This is a genomic window from Kineococcus sp. DHX-1 (genome assembly GCF_042473625.1).
Taxonomy (GTDB): domain Bacteria; phylum Actinomycetota; class Actinomycetes; order Actinomycetales; family Kineococcaceae; genus Kineococcus.
Window position 1 is genome coordinate 3,077,509 of sequence record NZ_CP170445.1, and the last position, 24,258, is coordinate 3,101,766.

Here is a 24,258-nt window from a genome sequence, read left to right on the forward strand (position 1 = left end):
TTCTCAGCCGATTCCGGGGATCTGGGAGATGAGCAGGTCGAGGAGCTTGATGCCGATGAAGGGCACCACGACCCCGCCGAGGCCGTAGACGAACAGGTTGCGGCGCAGCAGGGCCGCCGCGCTCGAGGGCCGGTACCGCACCCCGCGCAGGGCCAGCGGGATGAGCGCCACGATGACGAGCGCGTTGAACACGACGGCCGAGACGATGGCCGACTCCGGCGTCGCCAGGCGCATGACGTTGAGGACGTCGAGCTGCGGGAACGTCGTGACGAACATCGCCGGGATGATCGCGAAGTACTTCGCGATGTCGTTGGCGATGGAGAACGTCGTCAGCGCGCCGCGGGTGATGAGGAGCTGCTTGCCGATCTCGACGATCTCGATGAGCTTGGTCGGGTTGGAGTCCAGGTCGACCATGTTCCCGGCCTCCTTGGCCGCGGTCGTCCCCGTGTTCATGGCGACGCCGACGTCGGCCTGGGCCAGGGCCGGAGCGTCGTTCGTGCCGTCGCCCATCATCGCCACCAGGCGCCCGCCGGACTGCTCGCGACGGATGAGCTCGAGCTTGTCCTCCGGCGTGGCCTCGGCGAGGACGTCGTCCACGCCCGCCTCGACGGCGATCGCGCGGGCCGTGCGCTCGTTGTCGCCCGTCACCATGACGGTGCGGATCCCCATGGCGCGCAGCTGCTCGAACCGTTCGCGCATGCCCTCCTTGACGACGTCCTTGAGGTGGATGACGCCGAGGACGCGGGCGGTCCCGCCCGAGTTCTCCGCCACGACGAGCGGGGTTCCACCGGCGGTGGAGATGTCCTCGACGACCTGGCCGACCTCGGCCGGGACCTCGCCGCCCAGGGTGCGCACCCAGTGCATGGCCGCGGCCGCAGCCCCCTTCCGGATCTGGCGGGTCCCGGTGTCGGTGGGGACGTCGACCCCCGACATGCGGGTCTGGGCGGTGAACGGCACGAACTCGGCCCCGGGCAGTTCACCCTCGGAGCGGGCGCGCAGCCCGAACTGCTCCTTGACGAGGACGACGACGGACCGGCCCTCGGGGGTGGCGTCGGCCAGGCTGGAGAGCTGGGCCGCGTCGGCCAGGGCCGCCAGCGTCACCCCCGGTGCCGCGACCAGTTCGTGCGCCTGCCGGTTCCCCAGGGTGATCGTCCCGGTCTTGTCGAGCAGGAGCGTCCCGACGTCCCCGGCGGCCTCCACCGCGCGGCCTGACATGGCCAGGACGTTGCGCTGCACGAGGCGGTCCATGCCGGCGATGCCGATGGCCGACAGCAGGGCACCGATCGTCGTGGGGATGAGGCAGACGAGCAGGGCCACGAGCACGACGGTGCTCTGCGGCTTGCCCGAGTAGACGGCCATGGGCTGCAGGGTGACGACGGCCAGCAGGAACACCAGGGTCAGGCTGGCCAGCAGGATGTTCAGCGCGATCTCGTTGGGCGTGCGCTGGCGCGCGGACCCCTCGACGAGGGCGATCATCCGGTCGACGAAGCTCTCGCCCGGTTTGGCGGAGATGCGCACGACGATGCGGTCGGACAGGACCGTCGTGCCGCCCGTGACGGCGCTGCGGTCCCCGCCGGACTCGCGGATGACGGGGGCCGACTCCCCCGTGATGGCCGACTCGTCCACGCTGGCGACGCCTTCGACGACGTCGCCGTCACCCGGGACGGTCTCGCCGGCCTCGACGACGACGAGGTCGCCGACGCGCAGCTGGCTGGAGGCGATCCGCTCCTCCTCCCGCCCCTGCACGAGGCGGCGCGCGACCGTCTCGCTGCTCACCTTGCGCAGCGAGGCGGCCTGCGCCCGGCCGCGGCCCTCGGCGACGGCTTCGGCGAGGTTGGCGAACAGGACCGTGATCCACAGCCAGGCGACGATGACCCACGAGAACACCGAGGGGTCCAGGACCGCCAGGACGGTCGTCAGCACCGCGCCGACGGCCACGACGAACATGACGGGCGTCTTGACGAGGTGGCGCGGGTCGAGCTTGCGGAACGCGTCCGGCAGCGACTGCACGAGCTGCGCCGGGCTGAACGCGCCGCTGGAGACGCGATGCGGAGCAGCCGGTTCGGGCTGGGTGGGGGCGGGGGTGCTGGTGACGGTGCTCACGACTGGACTCCAGTGAGGGCCTCGGCGATCGGGCCGAGGGCCAGGGCGGGGAAGAACGTCAGGGCGGTGACCACGACGACGACGGCGAGGTGCATGCCGGCGAACGTCGGCGTGCGGGTCGGCAGGGTCCCGGCCGTCTCGGCGGCCGGCCGCTGCTGGGCGAAGGCGCCGGCCAGGGCGAGCACGAGCAGCATCGGCAGGAAGCGGCCGATGGCCATGGCCAGTCCGAGCGCGGTGTTCCAGAACGGGGTGTTCACGCTGAGCCCCGCGAACGCGGACCCGTTGTTGTTCGCGGCCGAGGCGAAGGCGTAGAGGACCTCCGACAGGCCGTGCGGCCCGCTGTTGAGCATCGCCGAACGGGTGTCGGGGCTCGAGAGCGCGATCGCCGCCCCGACGAGCAGGGCGAACGGCGTCGCCAGGATGTAGAGCGCGGCGTAGGTGATCTCGCGCTGGCGGATGCCCTTGCCGAGGTACTCCGGCGTGCGGCCCACCATGAGGCCCGCCACGAAGACCGTGATGATCGCCAGGATCAACATGCCGTAGAGCCCGGACCCCGTTCCGCCGGGTGTGACCTCGCCCAGCATCATGTTGAGCAGCAGCATCCCGCCGCCGGCCGCGGTGTAGCTGTCGTGGAACGAGTTCACCGCCCCCGTGGAGGTCGAGGTCGTCGCGGTCGCGAAGAGAGCCGACAACCACTCCCCGAACCGGGTCTCCTTGCCCTCCATCGCCGACCCGACGGCCTGTGGGACGGTTCCCAGCGCGTGCGTCTCGGCCCAGGTCGTCACGGCGAGGCTGATCGCGAAGACCGACCCCATGACGGAGAGGATCGCCAGCCCCTGCCGGTGGTCGCCGACCAGCCGGCCGAACGTGCGCGGCAGGGAGAACGGGATGAGGAGCATGAGGAACACCTCGAACAGGCTCGCGAACGCGGTCGGCCCCTCGAACGGGTGCGCCGAGTTCGCGTTGAAGAACCCGCCGCCGTTCGTCCCGAGCTCCTTGATGGCCTCCTGGGAGGCGATGGGCCCACCGATGACGGTCTGCGAGCCGCCCGCCAGCGTCGTGTACGTCGTGGCGCCGGTGAAGTTCTGCACCACCCCGGTCAGCAGCAGCACGACCGCGGCGACCACCGACAGCGGCAGCAGGATGCGCAGCGCCGTGCGGGTCAGGTCGACCCAGAAGTTCCCGATGGTGCCCGCACCGCGCGAGACCAGACCACGCACCAGCGCGACGGCCACGGCGATGCCCACCGCGGCGGACAGGAAGTTCTGCACCGCGAGACCGGCCATCTGGACCAGGTGGCCCACCGCGGACTCACCGGAGTAGGACTGCCAGTTCGTGTTCGTCACGAAGGACACGGCCGTGTTCCACGCCTGTGTCGGTTCCATGGCCGGCATCCCCAGCGACAGCGGCAGGAACTGCTGCAGGCGCAGGAACGCGTAGAGGAAGAGGATCGAGACGGCCGAGAACCCCAGGACGGACAGCGCGTACGTGGGCCAGCGGGTGTCGGCGTCCCCGTCGACGCGCAGCACCCGGTAGAGCCCGCGCTCGATCCGCAGGTGGCGCGTGCTGGTGAAGGTGCGCGCCATGAAGTCGCCCAGCGGCACGTGGCACGCGGCGAGGAGGAGGACGAGCAGGCCGATCTGGAGCAGACCCGCCGTGGTGTCGTTCATCAGTGGTTCTCCGTCAGAACTTCTCGGGGCGCAGCAGCGCGTACAGCAGGTATCCGGCGACCACGACGGCGAGCACGAGGCCCACCGCCGCGGTGGCGCTCACCGGCGCTCCAGCGAGCGCACCAGCAGGGCGCCGGCGGCGGCCAGGGCGAGGGTCAGGGCGACGAACCCGACGTCGAGCACGGGAACTCCAGGGTGTGGGCGGGACGAACTCCACCACCACAGCACCGCGGGCGCCCCCGACCGCCCGTCCTGACGCGTCCTTGACGCTGTCCGGCGTCCCCGTTGACGCCTTCCTGACGGGTCGTTCAGCTCTTGCGGGCGAAGTCCCGCGGACGGAAGCGGCCCTCGTGCAGGCGGCCCTCGATGTCCTCCAGGCTGTGGCCGGTCAGCTCCGGCATGCGCTTGAACAGGAAGACGAAGGCCGCGACGTTGAAGGCCGCGTAGAGCCAGAAGGTCTGCCCGGTGCCGATGGTGTCGATGACGCTCAGCAGGGTCAGCGTGATGAGCAGGTTGGTGCCCCACAGGGCCGCGGACTGGGCGGCGGCACCGGCCGACCGGACGGCGAGCGGGTAGATCTCCGAGCCGGTCAGCCAGCCCATGAGCTGGATGCCCCCGGCCGTGAAGGCCATGAACACCACGAGGGTGGCGATGATCCACGGCACCTGGGCCTTGCCGCTGTGCCCGGTGACGAAGAACGTGCCGAGCACCACCATGGCCAGCGCGGCGCCCGGCAGGGTGATGAGCGTCAGGCGGCGGCGGCCGACCCGGTCGATGATCGCCAGCCCCACGAGCTGGGCGAGCAGGTACGTCGCCCCCAGGGCCACCGAGACCCGCAGCGCCGTCGAGTCCGGGAAGCCGTTGTCGGTGAGGATCGTCGGGGAGTAGTAGACGATCATCTCGATGCCCGACAGCTGGGTGAAGACCGCGAGCCCGCAGCCGACGACGACCGCCGGCCGGACCCAGCCCTTGCGCCAGCCCCGCCAGCCGCGCGTGCTGGAGCGGCCCTCCTCGCGGACCAGCGCACCGATGTCCGCCAGCTCGGCGTCGACGTCCGCGCCGTCGGGTCGCACCCGCACCAGGGAGGTGCGCGCGTCGTCCTCCCGGTCGGCCTTGAGCAGCCAGCGCGGGCTCTCGGGCAACCGCAGCATGAGGACGAGCATGACCGCGGCCGGTACGGCGGCCGCCCCGATGGAGACCCGCCAGTCGACGGCCTCGCTGGCCCCGACGATCGTGGCGACGAGGATGCCGACCCCGATCGCGATCTGGAAGCAGAGCACCAGCCGGCCCCGGTAGGCCGTCGGCGAGAGCTCCGCCACGTACGTGGGGGCGGTCTGCGTCGCCCCGCCCACGGCGAACCCGAGCACGACCCGGGCCAGGGACAGCAGTTCGGGGTTCGGGGCGAGGGCGGCGCCCAGGGTGCCGACGACGAACACGACGGCGACCACGAGCAGGGTCCCGCGCCGGCCCCGGCGCTCGCTGAGCCGGCTGCACGTCAGCGCCCCCACGACCGCGCCGGCGAGGATGGAGGCCGCGATGACCTGCTCCCAGCCGTTGCCGATGTCGAAGTCCTCGCCGATCTGCAGCAGCGCGCCGGAGATGATGCCCGTGTCGTAGCCGTAGAGCAGGCCGGAGACGGCCGACACGAGCGCCACGACGACGACCGCACCGGTCAGCTCCCCTCCCCGCATCGCCTCGGACGTGTGAGCTGCGCCACGGGACCGGTCCACGTTCCCGACCCAAGCACCGCAACGCCGACCGCGCGCGTCGGAAGCGTCGCCCGTTCCTGACAGGTCCCTGACGCCCCTCGACGCAGGCCTGACGCGCCGCCCCCTGCCCCGGCGGCACGCACCGGAAGACGCCGGGAGACATGAGCACCACCCTGCACACCGTCCTCGTGCTCGTCGCGCTCCCCGGATGGGCCGCGGGGCTCCTGGCCGTGACCACCTCGGCCGTCCACACGCTCGTCCTGGCCCCGGCGTGGCCGCCTTCAACCGGTGCGAGGACGTCCTGCTGTTCGCCGCGGCCGCGGGGACCGGGTGGTTCTGCGGCCGCGCGGCCCGTCCACAGGAGCCCCGGGGGCGGACCTCGTGACCCCGTAGGCTGCGCGGGTGCTCGTCGTCCACGGCCTCTGGACCCGCGAGCAGCGGTTGGCCCTGTGGGTCGAGGCGCCCCGCCGGCGCCCGGGACGGGCCCGCCCCGCCGACCTGGCGACGCTGCCCCGGACCTGGGACGTCCTGACCTCGGCGCTGGCCTCTCCCACGACCGGCACCCTCGCGATCTCGTTGCCCTGCACGCCGTCCGGCCGGCCGGCGGCCTCCACGGGGCGATCCCGCGCGGACCTGCGCCTGGCGCCGGTCGACCTCGACGTCGTGGAGCTCACCGGCGAACGGGCTGTGCGCCTGCTCGCGGAACTCGGCACGGCACCGGGCGGGGACGACGTGCGCCTGTCCGACGGGCTGCGCTGGCTCGTGCACGTGGCCGCGGGGGCCCGCCGGGCGGTCGACGCCGGTCACGTGCTGCCGGACCTCGCGCCCACGGGGGGCGGCGCGGGGTTCACCGCGCGGTGGGTCCCCGCCCCCGACCGCGCCGTCGGCCGGTGGCGGACCGCGGTGGCCCAGGCGTGCCCACCCGTGCTGCGGGCCGAACGCTCCCCCCGTGGTCCCGTGCACGGGCCGCCACCGGCCCTGGACCTGCTCGACGACCTGTGCGGGGTGGTCGTCGACGTGCTCGTCGCGGCCCGCACGGCTCACGTCGTCCCGCACGACCTGCCCGACGGCGCGAGCGCCCGCTCGTGGATCGCCGCGCTGCGCACGGGCGACCCCCTGCACGGGGAGGGCTGGGCCGCCCTGTCCCGCCGGGTCCGGGAGTGGCAGCGCAGCGGCGAGGACGCCGGGTACGACGTGCTGCTGCGCGTCGTCGAACCCGAACCGTGGGAGGACGTCCCGGCGCACCTGGCCGACGGGCACCTCGACGGGGACGTTTCCCCCGAGGCCCCGCAAACGCCGGACCAGAGCTGGCGGCTGCAGGTGCGGCTGCGGCCGCTGGACGACCCCAGCCTCGTGCTGACGCTCGAGGAGGCGCGCACCGAGGCCCGGGCGGGCGGCTCTGCGGGAGGCTCGGGGGGTGGTGAGGACCCGCTCCTCGTCCTGCTCACCGGCGCGGCCCGGGCCGGCGCCGCGCACCCGCCGCTCAAACGGCTCCTCAGCGGACGGACCGACGCAGCCGCGACCGACGGCGTCGACCTGACCATCGCGGAACTGCTCGACCTCGTCGAGCACGGCGGTCCCCGCCTGACCGCCGCCGGCGTCGCGCTGCAGCTGCCCCGGCACTGGACGAAGAAGGCCCTGACGTTCTCGCTGTCGGCGTCGGCGGCGCAGCCGGGGGCCATCACCGACCCGCAGGTGCGCAAGGACGACCTGCTCGACTTCCGCTGGCAGGCGGCGCTGGGCGACTCCCCCGTCACCGAGGCCGAGCTCCTCGCCCTCGCCGCGTCGAAGTCGTCGCTCGTGCGGTTCCGCGGCGAGTGGGTGCAGGTGGACCCCGAGGCGCTGGCCCGCAGCGCCCGGTTCCTGCGCACGCGCGGCAACGGCAAGGCCTCGCTGCTCGACGTGCTGGCCACCGTCGGCACCGGCAAGGACCTCCCCGGCCCGGTGACCTCGGTCGACGCGCGCGGGGTGCTCGGTGACGTCCTGTCCGGGAACGCGGCGGAGCGGCTGCCGGAGCTGCCCGACCCGCCCGGCCTGCACGCCGTCCTGCGGCCCTACCAACGGCGGGGACTGACGTGGCTCGCGACGATGTCCCGGCTCGGGCTCGGCGCCGTCCTCGCCGACGACATGGGGCTGGGCAAGACGCTGCAACTGCTGGCGCTCCTCGCCCACGAACGCGGCGAGGAGCCGGGGCCCACGTTGCTCGTGTGCCCCATGTCCGTCGTCGGGAACTGGGCCGCCGAGGCCGCGAAGTTCACCCCCGACCTGCGCGTCCACGTCCACCACGGGACGGGACGGCCCCGCGGTGCGGAGTTCACGGCGCTCGTCGCGCAGCGCGACCTCGTCGTCACGACGTACGGGCTGCTCGTGCGCGACGTCGCCGACCTCGCCGCGGCCGACTGGCACCGCGTCGCCCTCGACGAGGCCCAGTACGTCAAGAACGCGGCCACCCGGCAGGCCCGTGCCGTGCGGGCCGTGGGGTCGCGGCACCGCGTCGCGCTCACGGGGACGCCGGTGGAGAACCGTCTGGAGGACCTGCGCGCCGTCCTCGACGCGACGAACCCCGGCCTGCTCGGCAGCCCCGCGACGTTCCGCGACCGGTTCGCCGTCCCCATCGAGAAGCTCGGCCACGCCGAACCCGCCGAACGCCTCGCCCTCGTCACGCGGCCGTTCGTGCTGCGCCGGGTCAAGACCGACCCGGCCGTGGCCGGCGATCTGCCCGAGAAGATCGAGATGACGGTGCGGGCCAACCTCACTCCCGAACAGGCGGCGCTGTACCGGCGCGCCGTCGACGACCTCACCGAACGGCTGCAGGACAAGGACTCCGACCCCGGTGGCCTGTCCCGGCGCGGGCTCATCCTCGCCGCGCTCACCCGGCTCAAGCAGATCTGCAACCACCCCGCGCACTACCTCGGCGACTCCTCGCCCGTCCTGCACCGGGGACGGCACCGCTCGGGCAAGCTGCAACTCCTCGACGACATCGTCACCGCGGCGCGCTCCGAGAGCGAGAAGGTCCTGTGCTTCACGCAGTTCGCGGAGTTCGGCCACCTGCTGGGCCCGCACCTGGCCGGGCTCACCGGCGAGCCGGTGCCGTTCCTGCACGGCGGGGTGAGCCGGCGCGGCCGCGACGCGATGGTCGCGGAGTTCGGGGAGGCCGACGGGCCGGGCGTCATGCTGCTCTCGCTCAAGGCCGGCGGGACGGGCCTGAACCTGGTGGCCGCCAACCACGTCGTGCACGTGGACCGCTGGTGGAACCCCGCCGTCGAGGACCAGGCGACCGACCGGGCCTTCCGCATCGGGCAGCACCGGCAGGTGCAGGTCCGCAAGCTCGTCAGCGTGGGCACCGTGGAGGAACGGGTGGACGCCGTCATCAGCCGCAAGCGCGACCTCGCCGACCGCGTCGTCGGCAGCGGCGAGGGCTGGATCACCGACCTCGACACCGACGCGCTGCGGGAACTCCTCCGGCTCGGCGACGACGCGGTGGGTGACTGATGGCCCCCTCCCGGCCCTTCTCGGAGTACGGCAAGCGGCGTCCCGGCGGCGGGGCGAGGCTGCGGTCCCAGCGCGGACGGATCGCCCAGAACTGGTGGTCGCAGCGCTTCGTCGACGCCCTCGAACGCGGCGGCGACCGCGGCCGACTGGAACGCGGGCGCACCTACGCCCGGGCCGGACAGGTCGTCGAGCTGCGACCGCGGCCCGGCGCCGTCGGGGCCCGCGTGCAGGGTTCCCGTCCGCGGCCCTACCTCGTCGAGGTGACCGTGCGGCGCTGGACGCCCGCCGAGGTGGACGCCGTCGTGGCGACGGTCGTGGAGAACCCGCTGCTGCTCGCCCCGCTGTTCTCCGGCGACGTCCCGCCCGGGCTGGTCGACCTGCTCGCCGGCATCGGCGTGGAACTCCTGCCGACCGACGCCGAGGTCACCTACGACTGCAGCTGCCCCGACGACGGCGAACCCTGCAAGCACGCCGCCGCCGTGGTCTACGCCCTCGCCGAGCAGCTCGACGCCACGCCGGCGACGACGCTCACCCTGCGCGGGGTGGAACTGCCGGGGCTGTTGCGCCGCATCACCGACGCGGCCTCCGGTCCCTCGGACCCCGTCGAGGACCTCGCGGTGCACGTCGGGTCGTTCCACCGGCTCGCCGGCGACCTGCCCGACCTCGGTCTGCGCGACCGGGTCCCCGGGCGCACCGTCGCCGACGACCTCGACGAGCTCGTCCTCGGCCCGGGAGCGGCCGGCACCGCGGACGCGCTGCGGCCCTGGTACGTCGCCCTCGCGCAGCGGGCCGGGGGTCAGTCGCGGGCGTAGCGCGCCACGAACCGGCGCCACACCTGCGGGGCGAACGGTGCCGTCGTCGTGCGCAGACGGGCCGCGAGGGCGTCGAACTGCGACGGGTCGAAGTACCCCTCGTCCCGGTACACCCCGCAGCGCTCGACGAAACCCTCGGCGTCGAGCTCGGGGTGGAACTGGGTGGCGTAGACGTTGCGCCCCACCCGGAAAGCCTGGACGGGGCACGGCCCCGACGTCGCGAGGAGCACGGCGCCGGGCGGGGTCGCGTGCAGCGCCTCCTTGTGGCCGACGTAGGCGTCGAACACCTCCGGCAGCCCACCGAACACCGGGTCCGCCCGGCCGGCGGCGGTCAGCTCGACGGGCACCGTGCCGACGGGCTCGCCGTGCTCGCGGTCGACCGAGCCGCCCTGGTGGACGCCGAGCGTCCCGATCCCGTAGCAGGCGCCGAGGAAGGGCAGGTCGCGGGCGACGACCTCGTCGAGCAGCGTCGACAGCTCCGTCTCGACCCGGCGCTGGGCCGGCGACTTCGCGTCGTCGGGGTCCGACGTGCAGTACGGGCTGCCACCGAGGACGACGCCGGAGAACGCGTCGAGGTCCAGGTCCGGCAGGGGGTCCCGCTCGAGGCGGATGCGTTCCAGCTCACCGGGTCCCAGCCCGCCTTCGCGGACGAAGGCGGCGACCTCGGACGCGGCCACCGCGTCGTCCTCGCGGGTGGCCAGCAGCAGGAACGGCTTCACCCGCGCACCCTAACCAGCAGGTGGGGGGTGCGCGGGTGGAGCCGTCCGGGTCAGGGCTGGACGTCGAAGTCCACGTCCACGGGGGTGCTCACGGAGGCGACCTTCGTCCCGGGTCCGGTGCTGGTCGGGGCGTACCGCGTGGTCCGGACCGAGGAGGCCGCGAACCGCGTGAACTCAGCTGTCTGCCCCGCGGCGCACGTGATCGGCAGGCCGCCCTGGTAGGCGTAGAGGACCTGGGAGAAGCTCACCCCGGTGCGCACCCGCGTCGCCCCCGCGGGGACCGAGGCGAGGCCGCCGGTCCACTTGGTGCCGGCGAACGTGTCGTTGCCGACCGTCCAGGCCCCGAGGAAGCGTTCCGACCCGTCGACCAGGACGCCGTCGGTGTCCGCGCACCCGGCGAACAGGTCACCCGTCACCGACGTCGCTGACAGGGACGGCACCGGCAGCGGCGCCACCGAGGCGACGACGTCCCGGCCCTGCACGCGGTTCGCGATGCCCGCCGCGACCGGGAACGTGGTGTCGAGCGTGTTGTTGCCCTCGTTCGACTCCCGGATGCGCGCCGCGTCGTCGACGAACGCCCGCAGCCGGTGCGTACCCGCCGTCGCCGTCCAGGTCGCCGACCCGGAGGGGCCGCCGACCGCACCGAGGGTGACGGAGCTCCCGGGCGCGAGGGAGTCGGTGAACTGGTCCGACCACGTGACGAGCCGGCCGTCCACCTGGAACCCGATCCCGCTGATAGTCCCCGCGGGGGTGGGCGCGCTCCCCCGGTTCTGGATCGTCACCCCGAAGCGGACCTGCTGGCCCGCAACCGTTCCCGGCGGCAGAGCCACTGCCGTCACCACGAGGTCCGGCGCCGGCGGAGCCGCGCTGACGGCTCCCGCCCCGGCCACCGAACCCACCACGACCGCACCCGCCGTCAGCGCGCGGACAGCCTTCGACCAGCTCATGTGATCCCCCCGGACCCGTCGTTCCCGGCGCGACCCCCCGTCGCGCGAGGCTCACCGTAGACCCACGACTGGGCCGAACGGGTGAGTTCCGGCAGATCCGGGGTGACCCCCGTCGTGGAGCCTCAGACCGGGACGATCTCCGGGGCCTGCAGCCGCACCGCGTCGGCAGAGGCGTCGTCCGGCTGCTCCTGGGAGGCGCGCTCCGCGGCGACCCGCTCGAGGTAGGTCTTCACCTCGGTCGCGCGCTCCTCCTCGCTCCAGCCCAGCGGCCCGGCCATGAGGTCGGCGACCAGCTCGGCCGACTTCGTGCCGCGGTCGTAGGTCTCGATCGAGATGCGGGTGCGGCGGGCCAGCACGTCGTCGAGGTGGCGGGCCCCCTCGTGCGTCACCGCGTACACGACCTCGGCCTTCAGGTAGTCGTCGGCGTGCGGCAGCACCTCGGCCAGCGTCGGGTCCTGCGCGATGAGCGCGAGGACCTCGTCGATCGCCGAGCCGAAGCGGTTGAGCAGGTGCTCGACGTGGTCGACGTGGATCCCGGCGCGCGCCGCGAGACCGTGACGCTGGTTCCACATCGCGTGGTAGCCCTCGGCGCCGACCATCGGCACGTTCTCGGTGGTGGACACCGGCACTCGTCCGCCCAGACCCTCGACGGCGACGTCGACCGCGTCCTTGGCCATGACCCGGTAGGTCGTGTACTTCCCGCCGGCCACGACGACGAGGCCGGGCACGGGGTGGCCCACGACGTGCTCGCGGGACAGCTTCGAGGTCGACTCCGACTCCCCCGACAGCAGCGGCCGCAGCCCGGCGTACACGCCCTCGACGTCCTCGCGCGTCAGCGGGGACTTCAGGACGGTGTTCGCGTGCTCCAGCACGTAGTCGATGTCGGCGCTCGTCGCGGCGGGGTGCGCCTTGTCCATCGTCCAGTCGGTGTCGGTCGTCCCGATGATCCAGTGCCGGCCCCACGGGATGATGAAGAGGACGGACTTCTCGGTGCGCAGGATCAGCCCGGTCTTGGACTGGATCCGGTCGCGCGGCACGACGAGGTGGATGCCCTTGGAGGCGCGCACCTTGAACTGGCCGCGGGCGTTGACGAGCTCCTGCGTCTCGTCGGTCCACACGCCGGTCGCGTTGATGACCTGCTTGGTGCGGACGCGGATCTCCCGGCCGGACTCCAGGTCGACGAGGACCGCCCCGACGACGCGCTCGCCCTCGCGGACGAACTCCTTGACCCGCGTGCGGTTGGCGATCAGTGCGCCGTACGTGGCCGCGGTGCGGGCGATCGTCATGGTGTGCCGGGCGTCGTCCACCTGGCCGTCGTAGTACTGGATGGCCCCGACCATGGCGTCCTTGCGGATGCCGGGGGCCTCCCTCTGCACGCCCTTGCGGGTCAGGTGCCGGTGCAGCGGGAAACCCTTGTTGTTGCCGCTGGACAGCGCCATGCCGTCGTAGAGCGCGATGCCGGACCCCACGTACGGACGCTCGGCGAACCGCTTGGACAGCGGGTACAGGAACGGCACGGGCTTGACCAGGTGCGGCGCCAGCTTGTTGCGCAGCAGACCGCGTTCGGACAGCGCCTCGTGCACGAGGGCGAAGTCGAGCATCTCCAGGTAGCGCAGACCGCCGTGGATGAGCTTGCTGGACCGGCTCGAGGTGCCCGAGGCCCAGTCGCGCGCCTCCACCATCGCCGTCCGCAGACCGCGCGTCACCGCGTCCAGCGCGGCTCCCGTCCCGACGACCCCGCCACCGATGACGAGGACGTCGAGTTCACCTTCCGCCATCTCGCGCAGCGCGTCGTCCCGTGCTTGCGGTGACAGTGCCTTGATCTCCACGTCCTGCTCCTCAGCTTCTTCCGTACCGGTTCGACTGCTGCTGCTGCTCCATGGTGGGCGCCGGGCGCGCTCGACGCGCGCCCGGCGCCGCCGGGGAGGGTGTCGTCAGTCGACGTCCACCCAGTTCAACGTCCGCTCGACGGCTTTCTTCCAGCCGCCGTAGCCGTCGGTGCGCTGCTGCTCGTCCCAGGTGGGCTCCCAGCGGGCACCCTCGTTCCAGTTCTCGCGCAGCTCGTCCAGGTTCTTCCAGAACCCGACCGCCAGGCCCGCGGCGTAGGCCGCCCCGAGCGCGGTGGTCTCGGCCACGACGGGCTTGGACACGGGCACGCCGAGGATGTCGGCCTGCAGCTGCATGCACAGCTGGTTGGCCGTGATCCCGCCGTCGACCTTGAGCACCTCGACGGCCACGCCGGAGTCGGCGGACATCGCCTCGGTGACGTCGCGGCTCTGGTAGCAGATCGACTCCAGGGTGGCCCGGGCGATGTGCGCGTTGGTGTTGTAGCGCGAGAGTCCGACGATCGCCCCTCGGGCGTCGGAACGCCAGTAGGGCGCGAACAGGCCGGAGAACGCCGGGACGAAGTAGCACCCGCCGGAGTCCTCGACCTGGCGGGCCAGGGACTCGGACTCGCCCGCACCGGAGATGATTCCGAGCTGGTCGCGCAGCCACTGCACGGCCGACCCGGTGACGGCGATGGACCCCTCGAGGGCGTAGACCGGCTTCTCGTCGTTGAACTGGTAGCAGACGGTGGTCAGCAGCCCCGCCTTGGAGCGGACCAGTTCCTCGCCGGTGTTCAGCAGCATGAAGTTGCCGGTGCCGTAGGTGTTCTTGGCCATGCCCGGGTCGAAGCAGACCTGGCCGACCATGGCCGCCTGCTGGTCGCCGAGGATGCCCGTCAGCTTGACCTCGCCGCCGAGGGGGCCGGTCTCCAGCGTCGTGCCGTAGCCCTCGGTGTACGAGGAGGGCTTGATCTCGGGGAGCATCGCGCGCGGGATGCCGAAGATCTCCAGCAGTTCGTCGTCCCACTGGCAGGTCTCGAGGTCCATGAGCATCGTGCGGCTGGCGTTGGTCACGTCCGTGACGTGGACGCCGCCGCGCGGGCCGCCGGTGAGGTTCCAGATGAGCCAGGAGTCGGTGTTCCCGAAGACGGCGTCCCCGGCCTCGGCCGCCTCGCGCACGCCGTCGACGTTCTCGAGGATCCACTGGATCTTGCCGCCGGAGAAGTACGTGGCCGGCGGCAGACCGGCCTTCTGCCGGATCTTCTGGCCGCGCTCGTCGCGGTCGAGGGCCGAGGCGATGCGGTCGGTGCGGGTGTCCTGCCACACGATCGCGTTGTAGTACGGGCGGCCGGTGTTCTTGTTCCACACCACGGCCGTCTCGCGCTGGTTCGTGATGCCCAGCGCGGCGAGGTCCTTGGCCGTGAGGTTCGCCTGGCGCAGGCCGCTCTGGATGACCGAGCTGGTGCGCTCCCAGATCTCGATCGGGTCGTGCTCGACCCAACCCGGCTTGGGCATGATCTGGGTGTGCTCGAGCTGGTACTTGGCGACCTCGTTGCCGCCGTGGTCGAAGACCATGAACCGGCTGGACGTGGTGCCCTGGTCGACGGCGCCGACGTAGCGGGGGCCGTTCGTGCTGTCTGCCATGTCGTGGATTCCGTTCTCTGCGTCGAGTGGGACGGGTCGTCGGGCGTGCGGGGAGCGTGTCAGTCGTCGGTGTGGACGCGGCCCTCGGGCTCGGCCGCCGCCTCGTCGGGCAGGTGCCGTTCGACGAGCACCTTGTACAGGCCGCCGCCGACGAGCCCACCCAGGACGGGGGCCACGATCGGGACCCAGAAGTAGAAGGCCCCGCCGGGTTCGCGCATCGCCGTGGAGTAGCCGCTGACGAACGACGCCAGGCGCGGGCCGAAGTCGCGGGCCGGGTTGATGGCGTAGCCGGCGTTCGAACCCCAGGCCATGCCGATCCCGACGACGACGAGGCCGACGATGAAGGGCGCCAGGTTCGCGCCGGGCGGCATCGCCTTGGTCTGGCTGATGGCGAAGATGAGGAACACGAGGATCGCGGTGCCGACCACCTGGTCGAGGAAGGCCGTGCCGATCGAGACGTTCTCCCCGGGCAGCGTCGAGAAGATGCCCTGGGTGGTGTACGTGTGCCCCGGGTCCAGCGCGTCGATGGCGTCCGCGTACGTCCAGCGGACGATGAGCGCGGCCACGAAGGCGCCGAGGAACTGGGCGAGGCTGTAGGGCAGGACCTTCTTCCACGAGAAGCCCTGGAAGACGGCGAGCGCGATGGTCACCGCCGGGTTGAGGTGCGCCCCCGTGGTCCGGCCGGCGACGTAGATGCCCATCGTCACGCCCAGGCCCCAGGCCCAGTGGATCGAGTCGTCGCCGCCGTTCTTGCCCGCCACGACCTGGGCGACGACGCCCACCCCGAACAGGATGAGGATGGCGGTGCCGGCGAACTCGGCGAGCAGCTCGCCGGCGAGGGTCGGTGTGCGGGGCACGGCGCGCGCGGGCGCCGTGCTCGGCGAGGAACTGCTGTGGGACATGTGAACTCCACGTTGAGTCGAGTGGTGGGGCGCTCGTTCCGCCTCCTTGCCGTGCTCGTGAAGGTAGGCAGGCCCGGAGGCGTCGTCAACGCCGGGAGTTCGACGATGTCGAACGATCCGCCCGTCCACCCGACGCCGCCGCTGGTGACGTTGCGTCACCGTTCACCCGGACGGCTCAAGGTGGCGCGACGACCTGCCGATGACGCGACCATGACGACGCTGGACTCCCGGCCGGACACGCGTCCGGAGCTGCGCCAGGACGCCCTCGGGGAGGTCCTGCGCCGCGACCTCCTGCGCACGGTGCTCCAGCCCGTCCACGACGTCGCCACCGGGGCGGTCGTGGCCGTCGAGGCACTGCTGCGCGGCCCGGCCGATTCCGCGCTCGCCTCCCCCGCCCACCTGTTCCGCGCCGCGGCCGCCACCGGGCGCACCGCCGAGCTCGACCGCGCCGCCCACGAGGTCGCGCTCGCCGCCTGCGCCGGCGCGCCCCGCACCGTCTTCCTCAACACCTCCCTGGAGGGGTTCACCGACGCACCGGAACTGCCGACCGGCCTCCGGGTCGTCGTCGACGTCTCGGCCCGCACCCTCCTGCGCGCCCCCGGGCCGACGGTCCGCCTGCTGCGGCGCGTCCGCGCCCTCGGGCTGGCGGTGGCGCTGGACGACCTCGGCGCGCAGGCCGACGTGACGGCGCTGCTGGCCGTCGTGCGGCCCGAGGTGGTCAAGCTCGACCTGCGCCTCCTGGCCCGCCGGCCCGCCGACGAGGTGGCCGCCCTGGCCGGAGCGGTCGGGGCGCACACCGCGCGCACCGGCGCCCTCGTCCTGGTCGAGTCGGTCGAGGACGAGGACGACCGGCGGACCGCCCTCGCCCTCGGCGCCGACCTCGTCCAGGGCTGGGGCGTCGCCCACCCCGTGCGGCCCGAGGACCTGCCCGCCACCGGGACGATCGCCCTGCCCACTGCGCAGCCGGCGGTCCCCTGGCGCGCGGCGCCCTCCCGGACCGTGCCGGCCGCCGTCGCCGACGCGGCCCTGGCGCACCTGCGGCTGCGGACCCGACGCCGGCAGGACCCGGTGGCCCTGGTGTCCCTCGGCGGCCCCGCCGCACGGCGGTCGGCCGCGGACCTCGGCCGCGTCGCCGTGCGCGCCCACGTCGACCTCGACGGCCACGGGCTCGCCGTCCTGGGCCCGGACGCCGCCTGCGTCGTGCTCGCGCGGCCCGGCCGCACCCCCGCCGAGCGCGAGCTGCTGGTCAGCCACGACCCCGACCTCGTCGCCGACCTCGTCGGTGACGTCCTCGCGGCCGAGCGGACCCCGTCCCCGCAGCCCCGCGAGGCCCTCGACTCCGCCCCCCGGCACCCCACGCTCACCGACGTCGTCGCGCAGGCCCTCGAGGCCGACCGCGCGACGGGCACGGGGACGGGACTGCTCCTCGTCGGCGTGGACGGCACCTGCCGGCGCGGCGGGCGGGAGGCCGTGGTGCGCCGGATGCGGCGCGCGGTCCGCTCGGTGGACCGCTGGCTCCCGCTGGGCCCGGACCTCTTCGCGGTGCTGCTCACGGGGCTGCCCCGGGCCGGCAGCGAGGGCGTCGTCGAGCGCGTCGCCGACGCCCTCCTGCTGGCCGTCGAGCTGGCCGTGGACGACCACCCGACGATGTCGGTGAGCATCGGGGCGAGCCTGGCCCCCGTGCGTGCCGTGACCGCTGCGGAGGCCCACCGCCAGGCGTCCGCCGCCCTGGAATCGGCACGTGGTGCCGGAGGCGGCTGCGCACGCATCTGGCCCGTCTGACAAGCTCGTCCCCGACGGGTCGCTCGGACCCGGAGCCGCGGCGCCGCGGCCGTGGACGAGGGACTCGGTGGGGATGTCGGGGTACTTCGCGCTGCTGCGCGATCCGGTGGTGGCACGACCGTTCGTGGCCTCGGTGGTGGCCCGCATCCCCATCGCGACGGCCCCCCTGGGACTCGTCCTGCTCGTGCGCACGGCCCGCGACAACTACACGCTCGCCGGGATCGTCACGGGCCTGTTCGCGGTGGGTCTCGCCGTCGGCTCGCCCCTGTGGGGCCGGGCCATGGACCGGCTCGGGCAGCCCCGCGTGCTCATCCCCGCGGCGAGCGTCTCGGGTCTGTTCCTGCTGCTGCTGACCGTCGCGACGGTCTGGACCGCCGTGCCCGCCGCCGTCCTGCCGGTCCTCGCCGTGCTCGCCGGCGCGGCCTTCCCGCCCTTGAGCCCGGCCATGCGCTCGACGTGGCGCGTCGTCGTCACCTCCGAGCGCGGCCGGCGCCGCGGCTACGCCCTGGACGCCGCGGCCGTCGAGACGATCTTCGTCGGCGGCCCGCTCCTGCTGAGCGTGCTGCTCCTGCTCGGGATCGCCCCGCTGCCGCTGCTCGTCACCGTCGTCCTCCTCGTGGGCGGGACCCTCGTCTACGCCCGCTCCCCCGGCGCGCGCCGGGTCCGGCCGCAACCGGTCGGCGCCGGTGGCCACGGAGCGGGGGCGGCGCTGCTGCGCAGCCGCGGCTTCGTCCTGCTCCTGGCGGTCATGGCCGTCATGAGCGTCGGCTTCGGGATCCTCGACGTCTCGATGGCGGGGCTGGCCGAGCACCTGCTGGGCTCGGCCGACCGCCTCGGCGTGCTCTTCGCCCCCATCGCCGGCGGGTCGGCGATCGGGGGGCTCCTCTACGGCAGCCGCGACTGGCACAGCCCGGACCGGCGCCGGCTGCTGGTGACGCTCACGCTGTTCGGGAGCCTGCTGTTCACCGTGGCCTTCGCGGCCGGTGAGGGCGTCCCGCTCGTCGTGCTGCTCGTCGTGCTGTTCTTCACCGGGCTCTTCATCTCCCCCAACCTCATCGCCGCGCAGGGCCTCGTCGACCTGCTCGCTCCCGGACACCGCCTCGGGGAGGCGCAGGCCTGGCTGTCGACCGCCATCACCGCCGGGGCCGCCGTCGGCAACGCCGTCGCCGGGATCCTGCTGGACCTCGCCGGGGCGCGCACGGCGCTCGGGGTGGCGGCGACGGCCGTCGTCACCGCCGCGGCCGTGTGCCTGCTGGCCCAGCGGACGTGGGCCGCCCGGCAGTCCGAGCCCGTGGCCGTTCACTAGGCTCGCCCCCCGTGAGCAGCAGCCCCTCCTCCCGTCCCACCGCGCTCGTCACGGGGGCCACCGCCGGCCTCGGGGCGGCCTACGCGCGCTCGCTCGCGCGTCGCGGACACGACCTCGTCGTCGTCGCGCGCGACGTCGAGCGCCTCGAGCAGACCGCGAGCGCCCTGCGCGCCGAGTTCGGGGTCGAGGTCGAGGTGCTGGCCGCGGACCTGTCCGACCGCGCGGCGCTGCAACGGGTCGCCGACCGCGTCGGCAGCCGCGAGGCGCCCGTCGACGTGCTCGTCAACAACGCGGGGTTCGGTCTGCGCCAGCGCTTCTTCGACGGCGAACCGGCCGACCACGAGCGCATGCTCGACGTGCTGTGCCGGGCCGTGATGGTCCTGTCGCGCGCGGCGACCGGCGCGATGGTCCCGCGCGGGCGTGGCCGCATCCTCAACGTGGGCTCGGTCGCCGGGCTGGTCCCGGGTGGCGGGCACTACTCGGCCGCGAAGGCCTACGTCATCGTGCTCACCGAGACGATGGCCGGGGAGCTGCGCGGCACGGGCGTGAGCGCGACGGTCGTCGAGCCGGGCTACGTGCGCACCGAGTTCCACGCCCGGTCGGGGATGTCCTCGGGCGGGACCTCGTCGCTCTCGAGCCGGATCTGGCTGGACATCGACGACGTCGTGGACGCCTCCCTCGACGACCTCTTCGCGGGACGGTCCGTCAGCGTGCCGACGAAGCGCTGGAAGGCCGTCTCGGCCGTCCTCGACGTCGTGCCGCGGCGCGTGGTCAGTTCGGTGTGGAACCGGATGCCGTCGGGGGCCAAGCGCCGGCACCCGAACGCCGGCCGCTGACGTATCTAGAACTCCAACACGGAGCGTAGTCAGGGCGTAACGTAGAGACGTGAACGCAGCCGTCCCCGCTTCGTCCCCCGCGGAGACCCCTGACGACGTCCTGGGCGACGAGACCGCTCGGCTCGCCGCCCTGCGCGAGTACGTCGACGTCGCCGCCGCCCCGCCCGCCGAACTGCAGGCCGTCGTCCGCCTCGCCGCCCGGTTGACCGGCCTGCCGAACGCCGTCGTCAACATCATCGACGAGCACCACCAGCGGCAGCTCGTGGCCGAGGGCTTCGACCCCGGGACCAGCGACCGCGGCGACTCGATGTGCTACTACGCGCTCGGCGCGGGCGGCCTCGTGCACGCCGCCGACGCCCGCCGCGACGTCCGGTGGGCCGCGCACCCCTGGGTCGACGGCACGCTCGGGCACGTGCGCAGCTACGCCGCGGCTCCCCTGCTCACGCCCGACCACCAGGCCCTCGGCACGCTCTGCGTCTTCGACGAGGCCCAGCCCCGGCAGCTGACCGACGAGCAGCGGGCCGGGCTCGCGGACCTGGCGACCATGGTCGTCTCCCTCTTCGACCGCGAGCGCCGCGCCCGCCTCGTCGCCCGGCACGAGGAGGAGCTGCGCCTGGCGCGCGCCGCGGCCGAGACGGCCCGCGCCCTGCAGGAGGCGCTGCTGCCGCACGCACTGCCCACCGGCGAACGGGTGCGGGTGACGTCGCGCTACCTGCCCGGCACCGACGGCGCCGAGGTCGGCGGGGACTTCTTCGACGCCATCCGCACCGACACCGCCTTCGTCCTGGTCATGGGCGACGTCCAGGGCCACAACTCGGCCGCGGCCGCGCTCATGGGCCGCGTCCGGACGGCCGTGCGGGCCTACGTCAGCGAGGGGCACGAACCCTCGGCCGTCCTGGAGCGGACCAACCGCCTCATGCAGTCCTTCGAGGGCGACCTGTTCGCCACGTGCTGCCTCCTCGCCCTCGACGAACGGACCGGGGAGGTGACGGTGGCCAGCGCCGGGCACCCGGCGCCCGTCGTCGCCGCCGGGGAGGTCGGCGCTCTCGAGGTCGACCCCGGGCCGCCGCTGGGGGTGCAGGAGGAGGCGACGTACCCGGAGAGCCGGCACCGCCTGACCGGGGCCAGCCGGCTGCTGCTGTACACCGACGGTCTCGTCGAGTGGCCCGGGCAGGGCGGCCAGGGCACCCACGAGGCGACGGCCACGGGCGAGGCCGCGATGCGCCGCGCGCTCACCGACGGCCCCGGGGTGGACGCCGAGACCCTGGCCGACCGGTTGCTGGCGCCCGTGCGGGGCGGGGGTCGCGACGACGCCGCCCTGCTCGTCGTCGACTACGACGGTCCGGCGCCCGGCACGCGGGAGAACCGGCTGGTGCTGCCCGCCGACACCCGTGCCGTGGGCGCGGCCCGCGACTGGCTGCGCACGACGCTGCACGCGTGGGAGCTGACCGGCACGGCCGACGAGGCCGAGCTCGTCGTCAGCGAGCTGGTGACGAACGCGTTGCTGCACACCGGGTCCCCGACCGCGCTGACCCTGCGCCACGAGGTGGCCGACCGGCTGCTGTGCGTGGGGGTGGAGGACGGTTCGACCCAGCACCCGCAACCCCGCACGAGCGACGACGACGCCACCGGGGGCCGTGGCATGCACATCGTGCAGCTGCTGGCCCAGCGCTGGTGGGTGGCGCCGCGCGGGGACGGAAAGACGGTCTGGGCCGACCTGCTGGTGGCCTGACCCCTGGGTTCAGCCGTGGGCGGGGGCCGGGCGGTGGACGGTCGTGAACCCGACGAGCACGGCTCCGGTCGGCCCCACCGTCAGGCGCCGGCCGGTGCTGGTGCGCCAGAGCCACTCCCCGAACGGGGACCGCCCCCGGTAGGTCACGCGGAACGGCGTGCCCGCGGCGGCGGCCCGGTCGAAGGCCCGCTCGACGCTGGGGCGGTCGGCCGGGTGGACGTCGAGCATGAGCCGCTCCGAGCCCACCGACTCCCGGCCCACCCCGAGGACCTCGCTGCCTCGTTCGTCGACGACGACGCGACCGGTGGCGGTGTCGAGCTGCCACGCGCCCGTCTGCTCGTCGGCGAACTGCGGGGTGGCGAGCCAGTCGGACAGCGACGACAGCGCGATGGCGTCGCTGTGCACGACGAGGCCCTCCTCGCGTCCATGGGCGTCGTCGATCGCCAGGGCGTCGACGATCCAGGCCAGCTCGGGGTCCGGCCCCGGGGGCCGCTCGTCCCCCCACAGGTCGCGCAGGACCGCGAGGACCCGCTCCGCGCGTCGGGAGCGGTCCTCGCGGTCGGACGGGCCGGGCACCTCAGTCGACGACGGCGCCGGGGTTGAGGTTGCGGCCCGGGTCCACCCCGGCGAAGAGGGATCCCACGATCTTGGCGCCGGCGGCGGACAGGTCGTCCTCGATCCAGCGCTTGTGCTCCCGGCCCACGGCGTGGTGGTGCGAGAGCGTCCCGCCGTTGTCGATGAACGCCTGCTGGATGGCGCCCTTGACGATGTCGTAGGCCTCGAGGCCGTCACGGTCGGTCGGCGGCTGGAAGGCGAACGTGAAGTACTGGCACGCACCGGAGTGGTAGCTGTGCGAGAGGTGGCAGAAGACGAAGCCCTTGATGCCGACCTCGGCGAAGGCCTTGTTCGCCGCCGCCACGACGTTGTCGTGCACCGACTTCAGCGTCGCCCACGAGGACGACGTCTCGGACACGTCGCCGTACGCACCGCGGTCGAGGATGAAGTCGCGGATGTAGGGGGTGTCGAACTTCTTCTGGTCGTACAGCTTGCCCGGGCCCGCACCGACCCCGAAGCCGCCGTGCTTCTTGACGATCTCGCCCACGAGCGACTTGTTGCGCCGCACGTGCAGGGCCGACCCCTCGAACCCGATGAACGACAGGCACATCTCGGACAGGTCGATGCCCTTGCGCTTGCTGGCGTACAGCTGCACGCCCTTGTTGAGCAGCTGCCCGAGGGTGCTCCCCTTCTTGGACGTGGCCAGGGTGAACTGGGTCTCGTTGGCGTCCGAGACGCGCGTGATGCTCGGGGAGGCGTCCGAGGCCGCGATGTCGTGCATGGCCTTCAGGCCGCTGGCGTAGTCGGGGAAGAAGTAGGCCTGGATCTCGCGCTGCTCGGCCTGGCGGTGCACCTGCACCGTGGCCTCGGTGATGATGCCGAGCCGGCCCTCGCTGCCCAGCACCATCTCGCGCACGCTCGGGCCCGCCGACTGCACGGGCACCTCGGCGGTCGCCACGGTCCCGTGCGGGGTGACGACGCGGACGGCGCGGGTGATGTCGGCGATGTCGCCGAACCGGTCGGACTGCATCCCGGAGGACCGGGTCGCGATCCAGCCGCCCAGCGTCGAGTGCTTGAAGCTGTCGGGGAAGTGCCCGATCGTCCAGCCGCGGGCGTTGAGCTGCTCCTCCAGGTCCGGGCCGAGGGCGCCGGCCTGGATGCGGGCGGTCTGGGAGGTCTCGTCGAGGGACAGCAGCAGCCGCATGCGGCCCATGTCGAGGGAGACGACGGGCCGGGTCTCGTCCCGCGGGGCCTCCAGGGAACCCACGATGTTGGAGCCGCCGCCGAAGGGGATGAGGACGGCGTCGGACTCGAGCGCCACGCGCAGCGCGGCCTCCGTCTCGGCCTCGGTGCCGGGGTAGACGACGAGGTCGGGCAGCCGGCCGAAGTCACCGCGCCGGATGCGGACGAGGTCGCGCATCGACTTGCCGTAGGCGTGCACGACGCGGTCGAGGTCGTCGTCGTGGACGTGCTCCTCGCCCACGGCCTCGGCGAAGGCCGTGCGCAGCGCGTCCGGGGCCTGCGACGGCGGCACGGTCAGCTCGGACAGCTGCGGCACCTGCGCGGGCGCGGCGTCGAAGTCGATGCCGGAGACGCGCTTGACGAACGGCGCCAGGTTCGGCTTGTCCTCGTGGTGGAAGGCGACGCCCTCCTGGCCCCAACCCCACCACTTCATGTGCTCGACCACCAGGAACTCCCAACCCTCGACCTGCGGTGCTCGGGCGCGAGCCTACGCGCCGGGGACGACACTCCCGGTGCGGCCGGCGAGGAAGCGCACGGCGAGTTCGTAGCCCTCCACGCCGAGGCCGGCCACGACGCCCGTCGCGACGGGCGTGATGTACGAGTGCTTGCGGAAGTCCTCGCGCGCGTGGACGTTCGAGACGTGCAGCTCGACGAGCCCGGCGCTCAGCTCGACGCACGCGTCGCGCAGCGCGACGGACGTGTGGGTCCAGCCGCCGGGGTTGAGCACGACGGGCCGGCGGGCGTCGGCGGCCGCGTGCACCCAGCCGATCATCTCGTGCTCGGCGTCGGTCTGGCGCAGCTCCACGCGCACGCCCAGCTCGGCCGCCAGGCGCTGCAGCCTGGCTTCGACGTCGGCCAGGGTCGTGGACCCGTAGACCTCGGGCTGCCGCTTGCCGAGGCGGCCGAGGTTGGGCCCGTTGAGGACGAGGATCGTCGGCGGGAGGTCGGCGGAGTGCTCGCTCACACGCGGACAGTACCGAC

The 24,258-nt window shown here is 73.5% G+C and carries 19 protein-coding genes; 6 read left to right on the forward strand and 13 right to left on the reverse strand.

The features are described from left to right. Positions 1-3 precede the first annotated feature (3 nt). The 5 genes from kdpB to ACFEMC_RS14790 all read right to left on the reverse strand — a co-directional run bounded on the left by kdpB (position 4) and on the right by ACFEMC_RS14790 (position 5,464). On the reverse strand, positions 4-2,103 hold the full coding sequence (kdpB, locus tag ACFEMC_RS14770) for a potassium-transporting ATPase subunit KdpB (RefSeq protein ID WP_380170331.1): 2,100 nt from the start codon (positions 2,101-2,103) through the stop codon (positions 4-6). Next, complete coding sequence (kdpA, locus tag ACFEMC_RS14775; RefSeq protein WP_380170332.1) at positions 2,100-3,773, reverse strand: potassium-transporting ATPase subunit KdpA; 1,674 nt, start codon at positions 3,771-3,773, stop codon at positions 2,100-2,102. Before kdpA ends, kdpB begins: the two co-directional genes overlap by 4 nt. 13 nt (positions 3,774-3,786) lie before the next feature. Then, entirely contained in the window at positions 3,787-3,876 is a 90-nt protein-coding gene (gene kdpF / locus ACFEMC_RS14780; protein WP_380170333.1) for a K(+)-transporting ATPase subunit F, read from the reverse strand. Further along, complete coding sequence (locus tag ACFEMC_RS14785) at positions 3,873-4,001, reverse strand: hypothetical protein (RefSeq protein WP_380170334.1); 129 nt, start codon at positions 3,999-4,001, stop codon at positions 3,873-3,875. Before ACFEMC_RS14785 ends, kdpF begins: the two co-directional genes overlap by 4 nt. Before the next feature lie 80 nt (positions 4,002-4,081). After that, on the reverse strand, positions 4,082-5,464 hold the full coding sequence (locus tag ACFEMC_RS14790) for a sugar porter family MFS transporter (RefSeq protein ID WP_380176807.1): 1,383 nt from the start codon (positions 5,462-5,464) through the stop codon (positions 4,082-4,084). A gap of 420 nt (positions 5,465-5,884) precedes the next feature. Between ACFEMC_RS14790 and ACFEMC_RS14795 the strand changes: the two genes are divergently transcribed. Then, entirely contained in the window at positions 5,885-8,974 is a 3,090-nt protein-coding gene (locus ACFEMC_RS14795; protein WP_380170335.1) for a DEAD/DEAH box helicase, read from the forward strand. Then, entirely contained in the window at positions 8,974-9,786 is an 813-nt protein-coding gene (locus tag ACFEMC_RS14800; RefSeq protein ID WP_380170336.1) for an SWIM zinc finger family protein, read from the forward strand. Before ACFEMC_RS14795 ends, ACFEMC_RS14800 begins: the two co-directional genes overlap by 1 nt. Here ACFEMC_RS14800 and ACFEMC_RS14805 read toward each other — a convergent pair. From ACFEMC_RS14805 to ACFEMC_RS14825, 5 genes are all read right to left on the reverse strand, one after another. Further along, positions 9,771-10,505, reverse strand: a complete 735-nt coding sequence (locus ACFEMC_RS14805) for a glutamine amidotransferase (protein ID WP_380170337.1) — start codon at positions 10,503-10,505, stop codon at positions 9,771-9,773. The genes ACFEMC_RS14800 and ACFEMC_RS14805 overlap by 16 nt on opposite strands. A gap of 50 nt (positions 10,506-10,555) precedes the next feature. Further along, positions 10,556-11,452, reverse strand: a complete 897-nt coding sequence (locus ACFEMC_RS14810; protein WP_380170338.1) for a CARDB domain-containing protein — start codon at positions 11,450-11,452, stop codon at positions 10,556-10,558. Positions 11,453-11,574: 122 nt separating this feature from the next. Continuing rightward, positions 11,575-13,230: a glycerol-3-phosphate dehydrogenase/oxidase gene (locus ACFEMC_RS14815; protein WP_380176809.1), complete on the reverse strand. Its 1,656-nt coding sequence runs from the start codon at positions 13,228-13,230 to the stop codon at positions 11,575-11,577. Positions 13,231-13,386: 156 nt separating this feature from the next. Further along, positions 13,387-14,922 (reverse strand): glycerol kinase GlpK, encoded by a 1,536-nt coding sequence (glpK, locus tag ACFEMC_RS14820; protein WP_380170339.1) that lies wholly within the window; start codon positions 14,920-14,922, stop codon positions 13,387-13,389. 59 nt (positions 14,923-14,981) lie between these two features. Further along, entirely contained in the window at positions 14,982-15,824 is an 843-nt protein-coding gene (locus ACFEMC_RS14825; protein WP_380170340.1) for an MIP/aquaporin family protein, read from the reverse strand. Between the two features lie 210 nt (positions 15,825-16,034). Between ACFEMC_RS14825 and ACFEMC_RS14830 the strand changes: the two genes are divergently transcribed. The 4 genes from ACFEMC_RS14830 to ACFEMC_RS14845 all read left to right on the forward strand — a co-directional run bounded on the left by ACFEMC_RS14830 (position 16,035) and on the right by ACFEMC_RS14845 (position 21,480). After that, a complete protein-coding gene (locus ACFEMC_RS14830) occupies positions 16,035-17,606 on the forward strand; it encodes an EAL domain-containing protein (protein WP_380170341.1) in 1,572 nt (523 codons plus the stop codon). 73 nt (positions 17,607-17,679) lie between these two features. Next, on the forward strand, positions 17,680-18,912 hold the full coding sequence (locus ACFEMC_RS14835; RefSeq protein WP_380170342.1) for an MFS transporter: 1,233 nt from the start codon (positions 17,680-17,682) through the stop codon (positions 18,910-18,912). 11 nt (positions 18,913-18,923) lie between these two features. Beyond that, complete coding sequence (locus tag ACFEMC_RS14840) at positions 18,924-19,748, forward strand: SDR family NAD(P)-dependent oxidoreductase (RefSeq protein ID WP_380170343.1); 825 nt, start codon at positions 18,924-18,926, stop codon at positions 19,746-19,748. 49 nt (positions 19,749-19,797) lie between these two features. Then, on the forward strand, positions 19,798-21,480 hold the full coding sequence (locus ACFEMC_RS14845; RefSeq protein WP_380170344.1) for a SpoIIE family protein phosphatase: 1,683 nt from the start codon (positions 19,798-19,800) through the stop codon (positions 21,478-21,480). Positions 21,481-21,489: 9 nt separating this feature from the next. Here the strand turns inward: ACFEMC_RS14845 and ACFEMC_RS14850 are convergent, their stop codons facing one another. The 3 genes from ACFEMC_RS14850 to aroQ are packed head-to-tail and all read right to left on the reverse strand — an operon-like array spanning position 21,490 to position 24,241. Next, positions 21,490-22,056 carry a PAS domain-containing protein gene (locus tag ACFEMC_RS14850; protein WP_380170345.1) on the reverse strand — a complete coding sequence of 189 codons (567 nt, stop codon included), beginning with the start codon at positions 22,054-22,056 and terminating at the stop codon, positions 21,490-21,492. A gap of 1 nt (position 22,057) precedes the next feature. Next, a complete protein-coding gene (locus ACFEMC_RS14855; protein ID WP_380170346.1) occupies positions 22,058-23,722 on the reverse strand; it encodes an FAD-binding oxidoreductase in 1,665 nt (554 codons plus the stop codon). A 42-nt stretch (positions 23,723-23,764) separates the two neighbouring features. Further along, entirely contained in the window at positions 23,765-24,241 is a 477-nt protein-coding gene (gene aroQ / locus ACFEMC_RS14860) for a type II 3-dehydroquinate dehydratase (RefSeq protein WP_380170347.1), read from the reverse strand. Between the last annotated feature and the right edge of the window lie 17 nt (positions 24,242-24,258).